Origin of the sequence: Streptomyces sp. NPDC093085 (assembly GCF_040683935.1) — a bacterium.
Classification (GTDB): Bacteria; Actinomycetota; Actinomycetes; order Streptomycetales; family Streptomycetaceae; genus Streptomyces.
The window spans coordinates 13,524-31,709 of record NZ_JBFBFB010000019.1 but is presented as its reverse complement, the minus strand read 5'-3'; the positions used below and the strand labels follow the sequence as shown (position 1 = coordinate 31,709).

The 18,186-nt window shown below is 73.4% G+C and carries 16 protein-coding genes; 3 read left to right on the top strand and 13 right to left on the bottom strand.

All coding sequences use genetic code 11. The features are described 5' to 3' along the window. Positions 1 to 25 precede the first annotated feature (25 nt). The 11 genes from AB0O07_RS33495 to AB0O07_RS33445 form a co-directional block, all read right to left on the bottom strand. Entirely contained in the window at positions 26 to 886 is an 861-nt protein-coding gene (locus AB0O07_RS33495; protein WP_365640771.1) for an aldehyde dehydrogenase family protein, read from the bottom strand. A gap of 127 nt (positions 887 to 1,013) precedes the next feature. Continuing rightward, positions 1,014 to 2,522, bottom strand: coding sequence for an aldehyde dehydrogenase family protein (locus AB0O07_RS33490; protein WP_365640589.1), 1,509 nt, complete (start codon positions 2,520 to 2,522; stop codon positions 1,014 to 1,016). Between the two features lie 26 nt (positions 2,523 to 2,548). Next, positions 2,549 to 3,499: a deoxyribose-phosphate aldolase gene (gene deoC / locus AB0O07_RS33485; RefSeq protein WP_365640769.1), complete on the bottom strand. Its 951-nt coding sequence runs from the start codon at positions 3,497 to 3,499 to the stop codon at positions 2,549 to 2,551. A 40-nt stretch (positions 3,500 to 3,539) separates the two neighbouring features. After that, a complete protein-coding gene (locus AB0O07_RS33480; RefSeq protein ID WP_365640587.1) occupies positions 3,540 to 4,559 on the bottom strand; it encodes an ABC transporter permease in 1,020 nt (339 codons plus the stop codon). After that, positions 4,556 to 6,199, bottom strand: coding sequence for a sugar ABC transporter ATP-binding protein (locus AB0O07_RS33475; protein ID WP_365640585.1), 1,644 nt, complete (start codon positions 6,197 to 6,199; stop codon positions 4,556 to 4,558). Before AB0O07_RS33475 ends, AB0O07_RS33480 begins: the two co-directional genes overlap by 4 nt. 41 nt (positions 6,200 to 6,240) lie before the next feature. Further along, a complete protein-coding gene (locus AB0O07_RS33470) occupies positions 6,241 to 7,206 on the bottom strand; it encodes a sugar-binding domain-containing protein (protein ID WP_365640583.1) in 966 nt (321 codons plus the stop codon). A gap of 70 nt (positions 7,207 to 7,276) precedes the next feature. Further along, entirely contained in the window at positions 7,277 to 8,788 is a 1,512-nt protein-coding gene (locus AB0O07_RS33465; protein WP_365640581.1) for an FGGY-family carbohydrate kinase, read from the bottom strand. Then, entirely contained in the window at positions 8,785 to 9,846 is a 1,062-nt protein-coding gene (locus AB0O07_RS33460; protein ID WP_365640579.1) for a galactitol-1-phosphate 5-dehydrogenase, read from the bottom strand. Before AB0O07_RS33460 ends, AB0O07_RS33465 begins: the two co-directional genes overlap by 4 nt. A gap of 89 nt (positions 9,847 to 9,935) precedes the next feature. After that, positions 9,936 to 10,928 (bottom strand): substrate-binding domain-containing protein, encoded by a 993-nt coding sequence (locus tag AB0O07_RS33455; RefSeq protein ID WP_365640577.1) that lies wholly within the window; start codon positions 10,926 to 10,928, stop codon positions 9,936 to 9,938. 336 nt (positions 10,929 to 11,264) lie between these two features. After that, positions 11,265 to 11,789: a DUF6114 domain-containing protein gene (locus tag AB0O07_RS33450; RefSeq protein ID WP_365640575.1), complete on the bottom strand. Its 525-nt coding sequence runs from the start codon at positions 11,787 to 11,789 to the stop codon at positions 11,265 to 11,267. Positions 11,790 to 11,791: 2 nt separating this feature from the next. Then, entirely contained in the window at positions 11,792 to 12,433 is a 642-nt protein-coding gene (locus tag AB0O07_RS33445) for a DUF6230 family protein (protein ID WP_365640572.1), read from the bottom strand. Positions 12,434 to 12,962: 529 nt separating this feature from the next. Here AB0O07_RS33445 and AB0O07_RS33440 point away from each other — a divergent pair. Continuing rightward, positions 12,963 to 13,661 (top strand): Tat pathway signal sequence domain protein, encoded by a 699-nt coding sequence (locus AB0O07_RS33440; protein ID WP_365640570.1) that lies wholly within the window; start codon positions 12,963 to 12,965, stop codon positions 13,659 to 13,661. Positions 13,662 to 13,764: 103 nt separating this feature from the next. Here the strand turns inward: AB0O07_RS33440 and AB0O07_RS33435 are convergent, their stop codons facing one another. Both AB0O07_RS33435 and AB0O07_RS33430 read right to left on the bottom strand, forming a co-directional pair. Continuing rightward, positions 13,765 to 14,457 (bottom strand): response regulator, encoded by a 693-nt coding sequence (locus AB0O07_RS33435; RefSeq protein WP_365640568.1) that lies wholly within the window; start codon positions 14,455 to 14,457, stop codon positions 13,765 to 13,767. Beyond that, positions 14,454 to 16,223 carry a sensor histidine kinase gene (locus AB0O07_RS33430; RefSeq protein WP_365640566.1) on the bottom strand — a complete coding sequence of 590 codons (1,770 nt, stop codon included), beginning with the start codon at positions 16,221 to 16,223 and terminating at the stop codon, positions 14,454 to 14,456. The genes AB0O07_RS33435 and AB0O07_RS33430 overlap by 4 nt, the downstream gene beginning before the upstream one ends. Positions 16,224 to 16,487: 264 nt before the next feature. On the opposite strand from AB0O07_RS33430, the gene AB0O07_RS33425 reads away from it, so the two are divergent. Both AB0O07_RS33425 and AB0O07_RS33420 read left to right on the top strand, forming a co-directional pair. Next, a complete protein-coding gene (locus tag AB0O07_RS33425; RefSeq protein ID WP_365640564.1) occupies positions 16,488 to 17,303 on the top strand; it encodes an ABC transporter ATP-binding protein in 816 nt (271 codons plus the stop codon). Continuing rightward, positions 17,293 to 18,180 carry an ABC transporter permease gene (locus AB0O07_RS33420; protein ID WP_365640562.1) on the top strand — a complete coding sequence of 296 codons (888 nt, stop codon included), beginning with the start codon at positions 17,293 to 17,295 and terminating at the stop codon, positions 18,178 to 18,180. The genes AB0O07_RS33425 and AB0O07_RS33420 overlap by 11 nt, the downstream gene beginning before the upstream one ends. Positions 18,181 to 18,186 lie beyond the last annotated feature (6 nt).

Below are 18,186 nucleotides of genomic sequence, written 5' to 3'. Positions count from 1 at the left end.
CAGACCCTTGGCTCCGCCGCCCTCCCTACCGGCCCACGGAGTGCCAGACGGTCTTCGTCTCCAGGAACGGGGTGATCCTGGCGAGTCCCGGCGGCGGCGCATCCCAGTCGGGGGCCGGGTCGGGGCGTACCACCCGGGTGAGGGTGGCGGCGGCCGCGCTCTCCAGTTCGGCGGCGAGGGGGCCCGCCCCGGCGAGGTCGAGGGCGTTCACATCGCCGTGCGCGGCGAGCACCGGGGCGAGTTCGGCCGTACGTCCGGTGAGGATGTTGACGACTCCGGCGGGCAGATCGGCGGTGGCCAGTGCCTCGGCGAGGGTGACGGCGGGGAGCGGGGCGCGTTCGCTCGCGACGACGACCGCGGTGTTCCCGGCGGCGAGCACCGGGGCGAGGACGGAGACGAGGCCGAGCAGCGGTGCCTCCCGCGGGGCGAGGACGGCGACGACGCCGGTGGGTTCGGGGGACGAGTGGTTGTCGTACGGGCCGGCGACCGGGTTGCCGGCGGCGAGCACCTGGGCGATCTTGTCGGTCCACCCCGCGTAGTGGACCCAGCGGTCGACGGCCGCGTCGACGCTCCGTTCGGCCTCGGCGCGGCCGGTGCCCTCGGCGCCCCCGGCGTCGAGGAGGTCCTGGACGAAGTGGGCGCGGCGGCCCTCCATCATCTCGGCGACCCGGTAGAGGATCTGGCCCCGGAGGTACGCGGTACGGGCGGCCCAGGGCCGGAAGGCGGCGCGGGCGGCGACGACGGCGTCCCGGGCGTCCTTGCGGGAGGCCAGCGCGGCATGGGCGAGACGGCGTCCGTCGGCTGAGGTCACGGGGGTGCTCCTGCCGGACTCGGAGCGGGGGAAGGCGCCGCCCACGTAGAGCTTGTAGGTCTTGCGCACCGGCAGCCGCGCTGGCGGGTGCGCGGACGCGGTTTCTTTGTCGGGTGCGGCTTCCTTGTCGGGTGCGGTTTCTTTGTCGGGTGCGGTTTCCGGTGCGGGCGCGGTTTCCGGTACGGGTGCGGGTGCTGCGGGGTCAGGCATTGAGGTAGGCCTCCAGTCCGTGCCGTCCGCCCTCGCGTCCGTAGCCGGACTCGCGGTAGCCGCCGAAGGGGCTGGCGGGGTCGAATTTGTTGAAGGTGTTGGACCAGATCACCCCGGCGCGCAGCCGGGCCGTGGTCCAGAGCATCTTGCTGCCCTTCTCCGTCCACACCCCGGCGGAGAGTCCGTAGGGGGTGTTGTTCGCCTTCTCGACGGCCTCTTCGGGGGTGCGGAAGGTCAGGACGGAGAGGACCGGGCCGAAGATCTCCTCGCGGGCGATCCGGTGGGCCTGGGTGATCCCGGTGAAGACGGTCGGGGCGAACCAGTAGCCCCGGTCGGGCAGTCGGCAGGGCGGGGACCACTCCTCGCCGCCCTCCGCGCGGCCGGCCCGGGCGAGCTCCTGGATCCGGGCGAGCTGGGCGGCGGAGTTGACGGCGCCGATGTCGGTGTTCTTGTCCAGTGGATCGCCGAGCCTGAGCAGGGCGACCCGCTCCTTGAGCCGGTGCAGCACCTCCTCGGCGACGGACTCCTGGACCAGCAGCCGGGAGCCGGCGCAGCAGACATGCCCCTGGTTGAAGAAGATCCCGGTGACGATCCCCTCGACGGCCTGGTCGAGCGCGGCGTCCGCGTAGACGATGTTGGCGCCCTTGCCGCCGAGTTCGAGGGTGAGCCGCTTGGGGGTGCCGGCGACCGTACGGGCGATCTCGCGGCCGACGCCGGTGGAGCCGGTGAACGCGACCTTGTCCACGCCGGGGTGGGCGACGAGGGCGCGGCCGGTGGCGCCCGCGCCGGTGACGATGTTGACGACGCCGGGCGGGAGTTCGGCCTGTTGGCAGATCTCGGCGAAGACGAGGGCGGTCAGCGGGGTGGTCTCGGCGGGCTTGAGGACCACCGTGTTCCCGGCGGCGAGCGCGGGGGCGATCTTCCAGGCGAGCATGAGCAGGGGAAAGTTCCACGGGATGACCTGGGCGGCGACGCCCACCGGGCGGGGGCTGGGGACGCCCGGCAGGGCGAAGGGCAACTTGTCGGCCCACCCCGCGTAGTAGAAGAAGTGGGCGGCGGCGAGCGGGATGTCGACGTCCCGGGTCTCCTTGACGGGCTTGCCGTTGTCGAGGGATTCCAGGACGGCGAGTTCCCGGGCGCGGTCCTGGATGATCCGGCTGATCCGGTAGAGGTACTTGCCGCGTTCGGCGGGGGTGGTCCTGGACCAGACGCCGTCGAAGGCGCGGCGGGCGGCGGCGACGGCGCGGTCCAGGTCGGCCTCGGTGGCGGTGGTCACCTCGGCGAGGGGTTCCTCGTCGGCCGGGTTGACGGTGGTGAGCGTCTGTCCGCCGGGTTCGGTGAACTCCCCGTCGACGAAGAGTCCGTAGGCGCTCCGGAGGCGGACGACGGCCCGGGACTCGGGCGCGGGCGCGTACGGGAAGCCGCCGGGGGCGGTGGTGTCTGTGGTGCCGGTAGTGCTCGTGGTGCTTGTGGTGTCGTCGGTTCCAGTGGTGTCGGTCATGGGTGGCGGGTGCCTTTCGGTCCGCGTCAGTCGGCGGAGTAGTGGTCGGGGCCGGGGTAGGTGCCCGTCGTCAGCTTCGCCCGCTGCATCAGCAGGTCGTTGAGGAGGCTGGAGGCGCCGATACGGAACCGGGCCGGGTCGAGCCACTCGGGGCCCGCGGTCTCCTGGACCATCACGAGGTTGCGCAGGGCGTCCTTGGTGGTGCGGATGCCGCCGGCCGGTTTCACGCCGGCCGCCCGCCCGGTCGCGGCGCGGAAGTCGCGGACCGCCTGGAGCATGACGAGGGTGACGGCGGGGGTGGCGGCCGGGGTGATCTTGCCGGTGGAGGTCTTGATGAAGTCGGCCCCGGCGTGCAGCGCGAGCCAGGAGGCACGGCGTACATCGTCGTAGGAGGCGAGTTCGCCGGTCTCCAGGATCACCTTGAGATGGGCGGGGACGGCGCCCGCCGTGGCACAGACCTCCTTGACGGCGGCGATCTCCTCGTACACCTTGCGGAAGTCCCCGGCGAGGAAGGCGCCCCGGTCGATGACCATGTCGATCTCGTCCGCCCCGGCGGCGACGGCATGCCGGGTGTCGAGGAGCCGGGCCTCCAGCGGGGCGCGGCCGGCCGGGAAGGAGGTGGCGACGGAGGCGACGGCGACCGGGGTGCCGGCCAGGGCGGCGACGGCGGCGGGGACGAGGTCGGGGTGGACACAGACGGCGGCCACCGGGGGCACGGTGCGGTCGGCGGCGTCGGGCAGCCGGGCCTTGGCGGCCAGGGCCCGTACCTTGCCGGGGGTGTCGGCGCCCTCCAGGGTGGTCAGGTCGACCATCCGGATGGCGAGGTCGATGGCGTGCGCCTTGGCGGTGGTCTTGACGGAACGGGTGGCCAGGTCGGCGACGCGGGCGTGCACCCCGGCCTCGTCGACACCGGGCAGCCCATACAGCAGGGAGCGCAGCGCGGCGTTGCCGGGGGTGGTGCCGGTGGTGGCGGGCACGGTCGTGGCGGGCGCGGTGGTGGCGGGCGCGGTGGCGGTGTCAGGCACGGGAGCCCCGCTTCTCGATGAGCATGTTGAGGACGAGCGCCACCACGAGGATCAGCCCGGTGACGACCATCTGGAAGAACGAGCCGAGGCCCATCAGATTGCAGAGGTTGCGCAGGACGGAGAGGAGGAGCACGGCGACGAAGGTGCCCAGTACGCCGCCGCGCCCGCCGAAGAGGTTGGTGCCGCCGAGGACGACGGCGGCGATGGCGTCGAGTTCGAGGCCGTTGAAGGCGGTGGGCTGGCCGATGGTGAGCCGGGAGGTGAGCAGCACCCCGGCGAGGGCGGCGAGTCCGCCGGAGATGGCGAAGACGGCGGTGATCACGCCGCGTACCGGGAGTCCGGAGAGGCGGGCCGCCTCCTTGTTGCTGCCGACGGCGTAGATGTACTCACCGAAGGTGGTGCCGCGCAGCACCAGTCCGGCGGCGACGGTGACGGCCACGAAGATCAGGCCGACGATCGGCACATAGCCGATGAAGCCGCCGCCGAGGAGCTGGAAGGAGTGCGGGAGGTCGCCGCCGGCCGGTTCGCCGTCGGTGAGCAGATAGGTGAGGCCCCGGATGGCGGTGAGCCCGGCGAGGGTGGTCATGAAGGCGGGCAGCGAGAGATAGGCGGAGAGTCCGCCCATGACCGCGCCGAAGAGGGCGCCCGCGGCGAGGCTGAGGGCGATCGCGAGCAGGACGTTGATGTCCTGGTCGATCAGGAGGGCGACGGTCATCCCGCCGAAGGCGGCGACGCTCCCCACCGAGAGGTCGATCCCGGCGGTGAGGACGACCAGGGTCATGCCGACGGCGACGATTCCGGTGAGCGCGGACTGCTGGAGGAGGTTGGAGAGGTTACGGGTGGTCAGGAACTCGGGGGCGAGGAGGCTCGCCACCGCGCAGAGCGCCAGGAAGACCAGGACCAGGTTGAAGCGGACGACGAGGTCGGCGCCCCTGCGCCGGGGGGAGGCGGTGCGCGGGCTCCGGTCGCCGGGGGCCGGGGACGGCTCGACCGCCGTGGTGGGTGTGGTCATGAGGGTGCTCCAGGGGGTGTCGCTCCGGTGCCGGGTGCTCCGGTGCCGGCGGCGTCCGGGGTCGGGGTGGGCGGTGTGCCGGTGATGACGGTGTGCGCGATGGTGGCCTCTTCGGTGGTGCGGGGGTCGAAGCAGGCCACGTTGCGGCCTTCGTGCAGCACCCACACCCGGTCGGCGTGGGCGGTGAGTTCGCCCAGTTCGCTGCTGGCCAGCAGGACGGCCACGCCCTCGTCGGCGAGGTGGCGGACCTGGCGGTAGAGGTCGGCCTTGGCACCGACGTCCAGGCCCCGGGTGGGCTCGTCGAGGAGGAGGACCCGTACCCCGCCCTTGGTGATCCACTTGGCGAGGACGACCTTCTGCTGGTTGCCGCCGGAGAGCTTGCCGACGGGCTGGTCCGGCGAGGCGTGCCGGACGCCGAGTCCTTCGAGTACGGGGGCGGAGAGGCGCCGGCCGAGGCGGCGCGGGGCGAGCCAGGGCGGCCGGCCGAGCGCGGTGACGGCGGCGTTGCGGGCGACGGAGAGCCCCGGCATCAGCCCCTGTTCCTTGCGGCTCTCGGGGACGAGGGCGAGTCCGGCCCGTACCGCGGCGGCCGGGCTGTTCAGCCGTACCTCGGTGCCGTCCAGGGTGACCCGGGCGGTGGCGGCACCGTCGCCGAAGAGGGTCTTGAGGAGGGTGGTGCGGCCGGCGCCGCCGAGCCCGGCGAGTCCGACGATCTCCCCGGCCCGTACGTCGATCCCGGTGATGTCGATGAGTCCGGGGCGGTGGACGGAGCCGATCTCCAGCAGGGGCGGGCCGGTGGGCCGGGGCCGTGTGGTGTCCGGGGCGAGCGCGCGGCTCTCCCCGATCATGTCCGCGACGAGTTGGCCGGGCGTGGTGGTGGCGAGGTCGCGGACGGCGACCGTACGGCCGTCGCGGAGGACGGTGGCCCGGTCGCCGATCTCCATCACCTCGTCGAGGCGGTGCGAGATGTAGATGACGGAGCGGCCCTGGGCGGTGAGCGAGCGGATGACCTCGAAGACGGTGCTCAGGTCGTGTTCGCCGAGGGTGGCGGAGGGCTCGTCCATGACGATGAGGCGGGCGTCCGCGGTGAGGGCGCGGGCGATCGCGGTGAGCTGCTGGTCGGCGATGGGCAGCTCGCGTACGGGGGTGTGGACGCTGAACTTCCCGCCGACCCGGGCCACGGCGGCGCGGGCGAGTTCGGCGCGCTCCGCGCGGCGGACAAAGGGGCCGCGCGCCGGGGCGCGGCCGAGCAGCAGGTTCTGGGCGACCGTCAGATCGGGGACGAGGTCGAGTTCCTGGTAGATCACGGCGATCCCGGCGGCGAGTCCGGCGCCGGGGCCCGCGAGGGTGACGGGCCGGCCGTCGAGGAGGATCTCGCCCTCGTCGGGCGGGAAGGAGCCGGCGAGGATCTTCATCAGGGTGGACTTGCCGGCGCCGTTCTCGCCGAGCAGGCAGTGGGTCTCCCCGGCGCGTACGACGAGTTCGGCGCCGTCGTTGGCGAGGGTGCCGGGGAAGCGTTTGACGATGCCGCGCATGGCGAGACGCGGGGTGCCGGGGGCGGGACCGGGGCCGACGGCGGAGTCGGGGCCGGAGGCAGGGTCGACGGCGGGGTCCGGTGGTGCGGGGTGGTGCGGGCCCATGGCCCCTCCTCTGCTGCTCCGGCCGCTCCTGCTCCGGGTGGTCACAGGTCCTCGCACTGGTGCGGGTTGAGCAGGTGGGAGGCGGTGTGATGGTCGGTGACGAGGGTGTTGCAGAGGCCGCTGGTGACGACGGCCGAGCACACCGCGTGTTTGGCGCCGCCGGAGACGACGGCCACCGAGACGGAGGCGTGGCGCAGGTGCTCCAGGGGCAGTCCGAGGGTGCGGTCGTCGAGCGGCCGGTCGACGATGGCGCCGTCCGCGTCGATGAAGCGGCCGGCGACATCGCCGACGGCCCCGGCCGCGGCGAGGGCGGTGAGGTCGTCCGCGGTGAGGTAGCCGGAGTCGACCAGGACGGAGTCGGCGCCGAGGGAGCCCGGGCTGAAGAGGACGGTGTCGGCGGCGGCGGCCTGGGCGAGGACGTCGGCGACCGCGCTGTCCTCCTCCAGGAGCCGCCGGGTGGCCTCCTGTTCCACGATGGACGGGACGGGCAGCACGCTGAGGGTGCCGCCGGCGAGGTGGGCGATCCGGCCCGCCATGTCCTGGGCGGAGGTGGGGGTGCGGGAGCGGCTGACCCCGCCGTTGATCTGGACGACGTGGACGCCGTCGGCCCAGCCGGGGTGGAGTCCGGCGGCGAGCAGATCGAGGGTGCGGCCCCAGGAGACGCCGAGCTGGCGCGGGGCCGGGTGGAGCCGGGCGAGGTAGTCGGCGCCGGCCTCGGCGACCCGGGCGCGCAGCCGTTCGTCGTCGTCCGTACGGTCGGCGGCGACCACGACGGCGTCGCGGAGCCCGAAGACCTCCCGCAGCCGCTCCTCCAGGCCGCGCATCCGGGCCTTGGGGTGGACCACCTCGATCCGTACGATGCCGGCCTCGCGCGCCTCGGCGAGCAGCCGGCCGACCTTCCAGCGGGTGAAGTGCAGTTCGTCGCCGATCTGGCCCTGGGTGCGGTTCTGTTCGTAGTACAGGGAGGCGACCTGGTAGAGCAGGGCCTCGTCCTCGGGGTTGGTCATCCGGACCTCCTTGTCCGATGCCGGGCGGGTGCGGCGGGTGCGACCGGTGCCGCCGGTGCCGCCGGCCTGGTCAGTGCGGCAGGCCGGCCCGCGCGGTGAGCCGGTGGGCGATGGCACGGGTGGCCTCGGTGGCGGCGCGGTACTCCGCGTACCCCTGGTCGAGGGCGTCCCGGTGGGTGGGGTCGGGTTCGACCACGCGGACCGTGGGGGCGAACCCGGCGGCGGCCTCGGTGAGCGAGGCGGCCTGTCCCGAGCCGGTGGCGGCGGTGACGGCGCAGGCCCGCAGGGTCAGGTTGTCCTCGGCGACCAGCCGGAGCGGGCGGCCGAGGACGTCGGCGGTGGTGCGCAGCCAGAGCGGGTTGTGGCGGATGCCGCCGGAGACGAAGACCTCGTCGACCGGGACCGCGCCCTCGACGAAGGATTCGAGGACCTGCCGGGTGCCGTAGGCGACGCCCTCGACGGCGGCCCGGTAGACCTCGGCGGGGCGGCTGCCGAGGGTGAGTCCGAGGACGGCGCCGCGGAGCCGGGGGTCGCGGAGCGGGGTGCGGTTGCCCATGAAGTAGTCGAGGACCAGGAGGCCGTGGGCGCCGGGGGTGAGCGCGGCGGCCTCGTCGATCAGGGCGGGCAGCTCCGCCCGGGGCCGGCCGAGGAGCTGTTCGCCCGCCCAGGTGAGGACGGAGCCCGAGGTGACCTGGCCGCCCTCGATGAGCCAGCGGCCCGCGTTGAGGGCGTCCGGGTAGGGGCCCCAGACGGTGGGCGGGTACACGGGTTCGTCGATCTCGGTGACGAAGGCGGTGGAGGTTCCGGAGACGACCGAGACCCGGCCGGGGCGGGAGCCGCCGACGGCGAGCAGGGAGAGATGGGCGTCGATGCCGCCGGCGCAGACCACGGCGGGCCCGGTGAGGCCGAGGGCGTCGCGGGCGGAGCGCTGGACCGGGGCGACGGCCTCGCCGACCGGGACGATCCGGCCGGGGAGTTTGTCGCGCAGGTCGGGGACGCCGAGTTCGGCGTAGAGGTCGTCGGGGAGTCCCCCGCCGCGCGGGTCGTAGTTCCACTTGCAGACGGCGTTCATCCGGGAGCCGGTCCACTCGCCGGTCAGCCGCCAGACGAGGTAGTCCACGGCCTCGGTGATGTGGTGGGCGGCGCGGTAGACCCCGGGTTCGTGCCGGGCGAGCCACATGGCTTTGGGGACGAGCCATTCGACGGCGTCGGAGCCGCCCGCGTACCGCAGGACGGGGTGGCCGGAGCGGGCGGTGCGGTCCGATTCGGCGCTGGCCCTGCTGTCCATCCAGAGCAGCGCGGGGCGGAGCGGCCGGCCCGCCGCGTCGAGTACGGCGACGGTGGAGGCGGTGGTGGCGACGGCGACCCCGGCGACCGGCGGCGTGCCGGCCTCGGCGAGGGCGGCGCGGGTCGCGGTGACGACGGCGCTCCACCACTGCTCGGGGTCCTGCTCGGCCCGGCCTGGGTGGGGGAAGGCGGTGGGGTAGCCGCTCCGGCTGAGGCCGAGCTGGGTGCCGTCGGCGGCGTACACGGCGACACGGGCGCTCTCGGTGCCCAGGTCGATGGCGAGGAGCGCGGTCACGGCCGGTCTCCGTTCGGCAGGAAGAGGACCTTGGAGCTGAAGACGGTGCGGTCGCCGAGCTGGTGGAGGGTGGCGGAGACGTCGTCGAGCCCCAGCTCGTGGGTGATCATGAACTTCCAGCGGAGGCTGCCGTCGCCGAGGGCGCGGGCGGCGGTGCGCCATTCGTCGCCGGGGAAGGGGGCGGAGAAGGAGTTCCAGGCGCCGTGCAGGGTGACCTCGCGGCGCAGGAAGGCGCTGAAGGTGGCCTTGGGGAGGACGACCGGGTCGTGCGGGATGCCGATGAAGACGGCCTGGCCGTGCCGGGCGGCGAGGGAGACGGCCTGGTCGGCGGTGGCCGGGACGCCCGCCGACTCGATGATGACGTCGTAGCCGGTGCCGGCGAGTTCGGTGGCGCGCTCGGGGGTGGTGGCGGTGTGGGTGGCGCCCGCCTCGCGGGCCATGGCGGCCTTCTCCTCGCTGACGTCGATGGAGAGGACCTCGCTCGCCCCGGCGAGGCGGGCCCACTGGACGGCGAAGAGGCCGATGGGGCCGGCGCCGACGACGGCGACGCGGTGGCCGGTACGGAGTTTGGTGCGCCAGATGGCGTGCAGGGCGATGGCGGCCGGGTCGAGCATGGCGGCGGCGCGCGGGTCGAGGCCGTCGGGGAGGACCATCAGATTGCCCTCGGGGACGGTGACGTACTGGGCGTAGGCGCCGGCGCGGCGGCTGCCGAAGTAGTCGTAGTCCTCGCAGAGGCTGAAGTGCCCCTGGGCGCAGGGGGCGCAGCGGCGGCACGGGATGAGCGGGGGTACGGCGACGAGGTCGCCCTCCTGGACGGTGCCCGCGGCGGCGAGTTCGGCGCCGAGCGCGACGACATGGCCGGAGAACTCGTGGCCGCAGATCAGCGGGAGGTGGTAGGAGCCGCCGGGGCGGAGCATCCGGGCGATGTCGGAGCCGCAGACGCCGCAGGCGGCGACCTGGACGAGGGCTTCCCGGGGCCCGGGGAGCGGTACGGGCACCTCCTCGACGCGGATGTCGCCCGGGGCGTGGAGCAGGGCGGCTCGCATGGTCTGCGGCATGGTCGTATCGCTTTCTCGGGTGCGGGCGGTTGAGGGTGCCGGGACGGGCCCGGGGGCGGGCCCGGCCGGGGGCGTGGTGGGGCCGGCGGTCATTCCTTGCCCGCGCGGGCGAAGGTGGTGGAGCCGGTGTACCGGGCGGCGTCGGCGCGGTCGATCAGGCCGGTGCCGGCGTCGACGGTGGCGGGGGTCTTCTTGCCGGCCTGGACGTCGAGGGCGGTGGTCACGGCGGTGGCGCCGAGGGAGATCGGGTCGTTGAGGGCGGTGGCGACGTAGGGGCTGTCGGAGGCGATGGACTTGACGGCTTCCATGAGGCCGTCGACCCCGGCGACCTTGACGTCGGTGCGCTTGTTCTCCTTGAGGACCTGGAGCGCGCCGAGGGCCATGTCGTCGTTGTGCGCGTAGACGGCCTTGACGTCGGGGTTGGTCTGGATGAGGTCCTGCATGGCGGTGACGGCCTTGGCGCGTATGTAGTCGCAGTAGGGGCCCTCGACGATCTTGATCTTGCTGTTGGCGGCGACGGCCTCGTGGAAACCGGCGCTCCGGTCCCGGGCGACCGCGCCGCCCGCGTCCCCCTTGATCTCGATGACCTTGCCGCCCTGGGGGCCGAGGGCCTTGGCGAGCTGGGCGCCGACGAGCCGGCCCATCTCCTTGTTGTCGCGGCCGACCTGGGCGACGGCGCCGGAGGGCACCGGGCGGTCGACGGTGACGACGGGGATGCCGGCCGCCTTGGCGGCGGCGAGTCCCGCCGTGACGCCCTTGGGGTCGACGGGGTTGACGAGGAGGACGTCGACGCCTCGGGTGATCAGGTCCTGGATGTCGTTGTTCTGCTTGGTCACGTCGTCGCCCGCGTCGGCGAAGTCGAGCCGGGCGCCGGCCTTCTCGGCGGCCTGCTCGGCGCCGGTGCGGAGCTGGACGTAGAACGGGGACTGCTGGGTCGCCTGGCTGAAGCCGATGGAGAGCGTCCCGCCGGACTTCTTGCCGTCGCCGTCGCCGCCACCGGGGGTGGTGGAGACGGAGCACGCGGCGAGCGACAGAAGGGTGGATGTGGTGACAAAGATCGCGAAGACGTGTTTCCTGCGCATGTGGGCCTCCAGATGTGGTCCTGGCGACGGACAGTAGGTCTGGAATTAACCCCACGGCAACACATGCGGATTTTTTTGCTCTCCTGAGCAGACCGCCGATGACGAGGGGCGATGCCCTGGTCGCGGGGGGTGAGGCCCGGGGAGCGCGGCCGGCCCCGGGGCCCGGAGGCGGGCGTGCGGGGGAATGCGGGCATACGGGCATACGGCGGCGGGCCCGGCCGGAGGGGGGCCGGGCCCGCTGACACGGGTGCGGTACGGAGACGGGCGGGCCCGCGCGGCACGGCGGGCGGCGGGGCGGGCCCGCGGCCCCGGCCGGTTCAGGCGCGGCCGGGCGGGTCAGACCGCGGGGCCGTCCTTGGTGGGCTCGGCGGCGGCGGACGCGGCGGAGTCGGGCGCCGGGGGCCCGGACGCGGGGGCCTCGGGCGCGGCGGCCTTGCGGCGGCGGCGTGCGCGGCGGGGTTCCTGGTCGGGGAGCCAGCCGAAGGCGAGGGTGGAGCCGGCGAGGCCGAGGAGGAGGCCGAGGAAGAAGCCGCCGAGGTTCGAGGTGACCCAGGTGCCGAGGGTGACCAGCACCCCGATGACGGAGTAGAAGAGCCGCTGGGCGGGGTTGAGGAGCAGCAGCACCCCGCAGACCACCATGACCAGCGGGAGGACGTACGCGGCGATGCCGGCCGCGCCGGCCTGGAGGACGACGGAGACGGACGCCTGTTCCGTCAGCAGGATCTCGCCGCCGCCGAGGAGGAGCAGGAGTCCGCCCCAGAAGGGCCGGCGGCCACGCCAGCGGGCGAAGGCGCCCCGGCGGCGGTGGCCCCCGGCCGGGAGGGTGGTTCCGGCCGGGGGGCCCGCCGGCGGCGGGACCACGTTCAGCAGCCCTTCGAGCTGAAGCGGAGGTTGAGGTTGGGCAGGGTGAACCGGGCCGCCGTGGTGGCGTAGTTGGTCTGCCGCAGGTCGGTGATGACGAGGTTGTCGGCCTGCTGGCCGAAGACGCCGAGCGGTCCCTTGACGCCCGCCTTGGTGAAGGTGCTGGCGTCGCCGCCGATCTCGATGTTGTCGAAGTCGGCCTGCTTGCCGCCGAGTTCGGTGGAGTCGGTGGTCAGGTTGGTGGCCGAGACCGGGGTGCCCTTGTCGCCCGCGGTGATGTGCAGATACGTACCGCCCAGCGAGACGCTCTGGCACAGCGCGGTGAGTTTGGCCTTCTTGATGGCGGAGACCACCACGAGCACCTGGCCGCCGGTGTCCCCGGCGTTGGGGCTGTTCGGCGCCATGTTGTCGAGCGCGCCGAACTGCTCGAAGCCCTGGGCGTCCAGGCGGTCGGCGGCGACCACGAAGGGCATGCCGGAGATGGCGAACTGGGCGGCGATGGCGCCCTGTGCGGTGAGGACGACGAGCGCGGCGGCGACCGCCGAGGCCGGGACCCCCATGAGGGCCGCCCGGCGCAGCCGTACCCGGCCCCGCCGTTCGGCTCTCTCGGGCGTTTCACCGCCGGTGACTTCGGACGTGGCCATGAGCTGCTCCTGGGGTGTGATGAACCGTGGCGAGCGTGCGCGGCGGAGTCCTGGCGCGGACGGCTCCCGGCGCCGACGGGGCTTCCGTACGGGGGGTGGCGGCGGCGCGGCCGTGGGAGTCGAGGTGAAGTTACTCTCAGGTATCGGCGGGGTCAACACCCTTGTGAATATTGGGTGTTGAATGTGCAGGTGGTGCGGCGCGGGAGGGGTGCGCGGCCCGGCCGCGGGGGCGCGCGGGGGTTCGGACCGTATCCCCGGGAACGCCGCTGACGTCAGGATACCGTGGGTAACTTTCCTCGCCCTGTTGGCTCTTGAGGCCTTGACTCGCTCCCTCGGAGAGGTCTACAAACCCTCTTGGGTTTTCCTTCGGTGCCGCGTACGCCCGGCACGGGGACGGGTCCATGGCGCTGGGCCCCTCCCCTTCTCACCCCCCTGCGGCCCGCCGCACCTCCCGACGCACCCCCGACGCACCCCGACGCACCCCCGAGCCGCATTCCCCCGTATCCCCCGCTCGCGAAAGGGACTTCGCATGCGCGCACGACGTACCCCGCTCTCCCTGGCCGCCGCTCTGGCCACCGCCGCCGGTCTGCTGCTGGCGGCCCCCGCCTCCGCCGCCGGGTCCTCCGGGGCCGGCCCGGCCGCCGCCCAGGCGGACACCGTCCTCACCTACGGCGGCGCGGCGGGCTCCGCCGTCGCCGTCGGTGATGTGCTCACGTCCTCGCTCAAGTCCGGCACGACCGTCGCGATCCGCACCACCTCGGGCGGGACCACCGGCATCACCTGCACGGCCTCGCAGTTCACCGCCGCCGTCACCGCCAACCCGACGGCGCCGGGCACCGCCACGGAGTCGGTGACCGCGCACACCTTCGGCGGGTGCACCAGCAATATCGTGGGCACCACCGGGGTGCAGTCGATCACCGTGAACAACCTGCCGTTCGTCGCCTCGGTCGCCTCGGCGGGGACGCTCACGGTGGCGGCGGGGAGCGCGGGGACGATCCGGACGACGGTGGTGATCAACACCATCCTGGGCGCGACGACCTGCGTCTACAACTCGGCGGGGCTGTCCGCCACGACCTCCAACACCGACAACTCCATCACGTTCGCGAACCAGCTCTTCAGCCTGTCGTCCGGGCCGATCACCTGCCCGTCCGCCAGCTACTTCTCCGCCACGTACGGCCCGGTCACGGACGTCAGCCAGGCCGGGAGCCCGAGCGTGTTCGTCAACTGACCCCGGCGCGGGCCCCGTCCGTCCCGCCGGCCGCCCAGGGCCGTGCGGGACGGACGCGGGCGGCCGTCAGGGACGCACACGGCCGTCGGGACGCACACGGTCGTCAGGACGCGGGCACCCAGGTGTAGCGGTGCTCCGGGCGGCCGGTGTCGCCGTACTTCAGACTCAGGCTGATATGGCCGGTGCGCTCCAGGTACTTCAGATAGCGCTGGGCCGTCGAGCGGCTGACCCCGGTCCGCTCGGCGACCTCGTGCGCGGAGAGCGGCTGTCCGGCCTCGCCGAGCACCCGCCGGATCAGGCCGACCGTCGCCGCCGAGTGCCCCTTGGGCAGCTCCGAGCGGGGGGCGTCGGCCGTCTTGAAGGCCGAGAAGATCCGGTCCACCTGCTCCTGGCCCGCCTCGCCCCGGCCGCCGACCCCGTCCAGGGTGCGGCGGAGCGCGGCGTATCCGTCGAGCTTGGCGCTGAGCCCGGAGAAGCTGAACGGTTTGACGACGTACTGGAGCGCGCCGTACCGCATGGCGGCCCGGACCGTGGCGACATCGCGCGCGGCGGTCACCATGATCACGTCGGCGTGGTGGCCGAGCTGGCGCATCCGGCGCACGAGGGTCAGCCCGGTCTCGTCCGGCAGATAGTGGTCGAGCAGCACCAGGTCGATTTGGTCGCGCTCCAGGGTGGCGAGCGCCTGGGCGGCGGTGTGGGCACGGGCCTTGACCCGGAAGCCGGGCACCTGGGCCACATACGCGGCGTTGATCTCGGCGACGCGGAAGTCGTCGTCCACCACGAGGACATCGATCACGGGTACTCCCCTGCGGCCATGAGCTGACGCTCGGGGAATCCGTCCCCGGCGGTGTCGTCCCCCGGGAGGGGGTCCCAGACGAGGGCTTCGGGCAGGACGACGGTGAAGACCGCTCCCCCGCCCGCGCGCGCGGTGACCCGGGCCATCCCGCCGTACCGCTCGGCGAGCCGGCGCACCAGCGCCAGACCGAGCCCCCGGCCCCGGTGGTACGAGACGGGGCCGGCCTCCCGGGTCTCCCAGGACGGCGGCGCGTCCTCCGGGGGCGCCGGAGGCGGTGCCGGGTGTTTGGTGGACCAGCCCTCGGCGAAGATCCGGTCGCGCAGCTCGGGCGGCACCCCGGGTCCGGTGTCGGAGACCCGGAGCACGGCGGTGGCGTGTTCGGCGCGCAGCTCGACCTCGACGAAGGGTTCGGTACGGGGCGCGCCCCGGCGGCTGTCGTCGGGTCCCGCCCCGTCGCGGTGTCCCGCGACGGCGTCGAGCGCGTTGTCGATGAGGTTGCCGAGCACGGTCACCAGGTCGCGGGGGTCGACGACCCGGTCGTGGAGCAGGGTGGCGCCGGAGACCCGCAGGGCGACCCCGCGTTCGGCGGCGACGGCGGCCTTGCCGACGAGGAGCGCCGAGAGCAGCGGGTCGTGGACGCGCTCCGCGATCTGCTCGGAGGAGGCGCGGCGGGTGTCGGCGATCTCGGCGACGAACGCGGCGGCCTTCTCGTGCCGGCCGAGCTGGAGGAAGCCGAGGACGGTGTGGAGCCGGTTGGCGTGTTCGTGGTCCTGGGCGCGGAGCGCGTCCAGGAGCCCCTGGGTGGAGTCAAGTTCCCGGCCGAGCTGCTCCAGTTCGGTGCGGTCGCGGAGGGTGACGACGGCGCCGCCGTCCTTGGTCGGCATCCGGTTGGCGACCAGGACCCGGCTGCCACTGACGGTGAGCAGGTCGGTCCCGGTCACCCGGCCCGCCAGGACATCGGTGGTGCGGCCCGGCGGCAGCACCTCGTCGAGGGGGCGTCCGGTGGCGTCCGGGCCGAGCCCGAGGAGCCGGGCCGCCTCGTCGTTGGCGAGCCGGATCCGGCCCTGCCGGTCGCAGGCGACGACCCCTTCCCGTACCCCGTGGAGCATCGCCTCCCGCTCGTCCAGCAGGGCGGAGATGTCGGCGAAGGCGACCCCGTGGGTGCGGCGGCGGAGTCGGCGGGAGACGCCGTACGCGGCGAGCGCGCCGACGGCGAGGGCCGCGCCCGCGCAGAGCAGCAGGGCGGGCACCGCGTCGAGGAGCCGCTCGCGCACGCTGGCGTAGGCGATGCCGACGGAGACCGCGCCGACGATCCGGCCCGAGCGGTCGAGGAGCGGCACCTTGGCGCGGGCCGAGCGGCCCAGGGTGCCGTCGTCGATCTGCCGGATCTCCCGGCCGCCGAGGGCTGCGCTGGGGTCGGTGGAGACATGGTGGCCGATCTCGGCGGTGTTCGTGTGCGACCAGCGCACGCCCCGGATGTCCATCACCACCACGTACAGCGCCTCGGTGGAGCGCCGGATCCGCTCGGCCTCGGCCTGCACCGGGCCGTCCGCGGTGGGTTCGGTGGTGAGCACCTCGCGGGCGATGTCCGGGTCGGCGGCGGTGGTCTGGGCGATGGCGAGGGCGCGGTGGGTGGCCTCGGAGTCCAGTTCATGGCCGAGGGGGGCCAGGAACAGGCCGGTGGCCAGGGCCATCACCCCAGTGGTGAGGACGATTTGCGCCGCGAGTACCTGGGCGAAGACGCGGCGGGGCCAGTGCACCCGCATAGCTCCTCCTCCGTGCCGGGCCCGCCGGCCGCGCTCTCTGGTCGTTCGTGCTGTGCGGGGCGGCCGGTCCAGGGGAACTGACATCTCCGTTTAACACCGTTGTGAACGCAACGTAAGCCGCCGAGGGTCCGCTGCCCAGCCCTGTGCGGCTCTTTTGTCGTGCCACGGTGAGCAAAACAGGCAGAACGCGGTTTGCGCGCACAACGACGGGTTGCGCCCACAAGACTCCCGCTGTGGCTCGCGTCACTCCTAGCCTCCCGGCTCATGAGCAGTCACACGAGCCCAGCCATCGAGCTGCGGGGAGCGAGCAAGGCGTTCCGGACACCGTCCGGAGCGCTGCACACCGCCGTCCGCGATCTGGATCTGACGGTCGAGCGCGGTGAGTTCGTCGCCGTCGTCGGACCCACCGGATGCGGTAAGTCGACCACGCTGACCCTGGTCAGCGGTTTGGAGGAGCCCACCGAGGGCGAGGTCCTGGTGGCCGGGGAGCCGGTCGACGGCATCGGCGACAAGATCGGATTCGTCTTCCAGCAGGACGCGGTGTTCCCCTGGCGCACGGTGCTGTCCAATGTGATGGCGGGACCCCGCTTCCGGGGCGTGCCCAAGGCCGAGGCGAAGGAGCGGGCCCGCGAGTGGCTGGCCCGGGTGGGCCTGGCCGCCTTCGAGGACCGCTACCCGCACCAGCTCTCGGGGGGCCAGCGCAAGCGCGTGGCGCTCGCGGCGACCTTCGTCAACGACCCCGAGCTGCTCCTCATGGACGAGCCGTTCTCCGCGCTGGACGTGCAGACCCGCGCGCTCATGTCCGACGAGCTGCTGGACCTGTGGGCCGGTACGGGCGCCTCCGTCGTCTTCGTCACCCACGACCTGGAGGAGTCCATCGCGCTCGCCGACAAGGTGGTGGTGATGACGGCCGGTCCCGCGACCGTCAAGGAGGTCTTCACGATCGACCTGCCGCGCCCCCGCAAGGTGGAGTCCGTCCGGCTGGAGCCCCGGTTCATCGAGATCTACCGCGAGATCTGGTCGTCGCTCGGCGAAGAGGTCCGCATCACCCGCGAGAGGGGTGCCAACCATGCCGCCTGAGACCGTGACCGCCGAGGTGCCGGCCGTGAAGAGCGCCGAGGGCGCGGGCCAGGGCGGCGACCGCAGCCTCGCCCGCGCGCGGGCCGCCCGCAACCGTCAGTACGTGGTGTACGGGACCCGGGTCCTGCTGCTCTTCGCGCTGCTCGGGATGTGGGAGTGGCTGGCCAGGTCGGCCGTGATCGACCCGTTCAACTTCTCCATGCCGTCCAAGATCTGGGACCAGATCGTCCAGTGGGCGGTCAACGGCACTCCGCAGGGCCCCCTGTGGGAGCAGATCTGGTACACGCTGTACGAGGCCCTGCTCGGCTGGGTGATCGGTGTCATCGGCGGTGTCGTGCTGGGCATCGCGCTCGGCCGGGTCCGCTTCCTGGCGGATGTGCTCGGCCCGTACATCAAGGTGCTCAACGCGCTGCCGCGGATCGTGCTCGCGCCGATCTTCCTCATCTGGTTCGGCCTCGGCCCGGCCTCGAAGGTCGCCTCGGCGGTGGTCCTGGTCTTCTTCCCGGTCTTCTTCAACGCCTTCCAGGGCGCCCGCGAGGTGGACCGGAACCTGGTCTCCAACGCGCGGATCCTCGGCGCCAGCAACCGTCAGGTCACCCTCCAGGTCGTGATCCCCTCGGCCACCTCGTGGATCTTCACCAGCCTCCATGTGAGCTTCGGCTTCGCGCTGATCGGCGCCATCGTCGGTGAGTACATCGGCGCGACCAAGGGCATCGGGCTGCTGGTCTCGGCCTCGCAGGGCACCTTCAACGCGGCCGGTGTGTACGCGGCGATGGTCATCCTGGCGGTCGTGGCGCTGCTCGCCGAGGCATTCCTGACCTTCCTGGAGAAACGCCTCTTCCGGTGGAAGCCCGCCGAGGCGGGCACCGAGCGCTGACCCCGG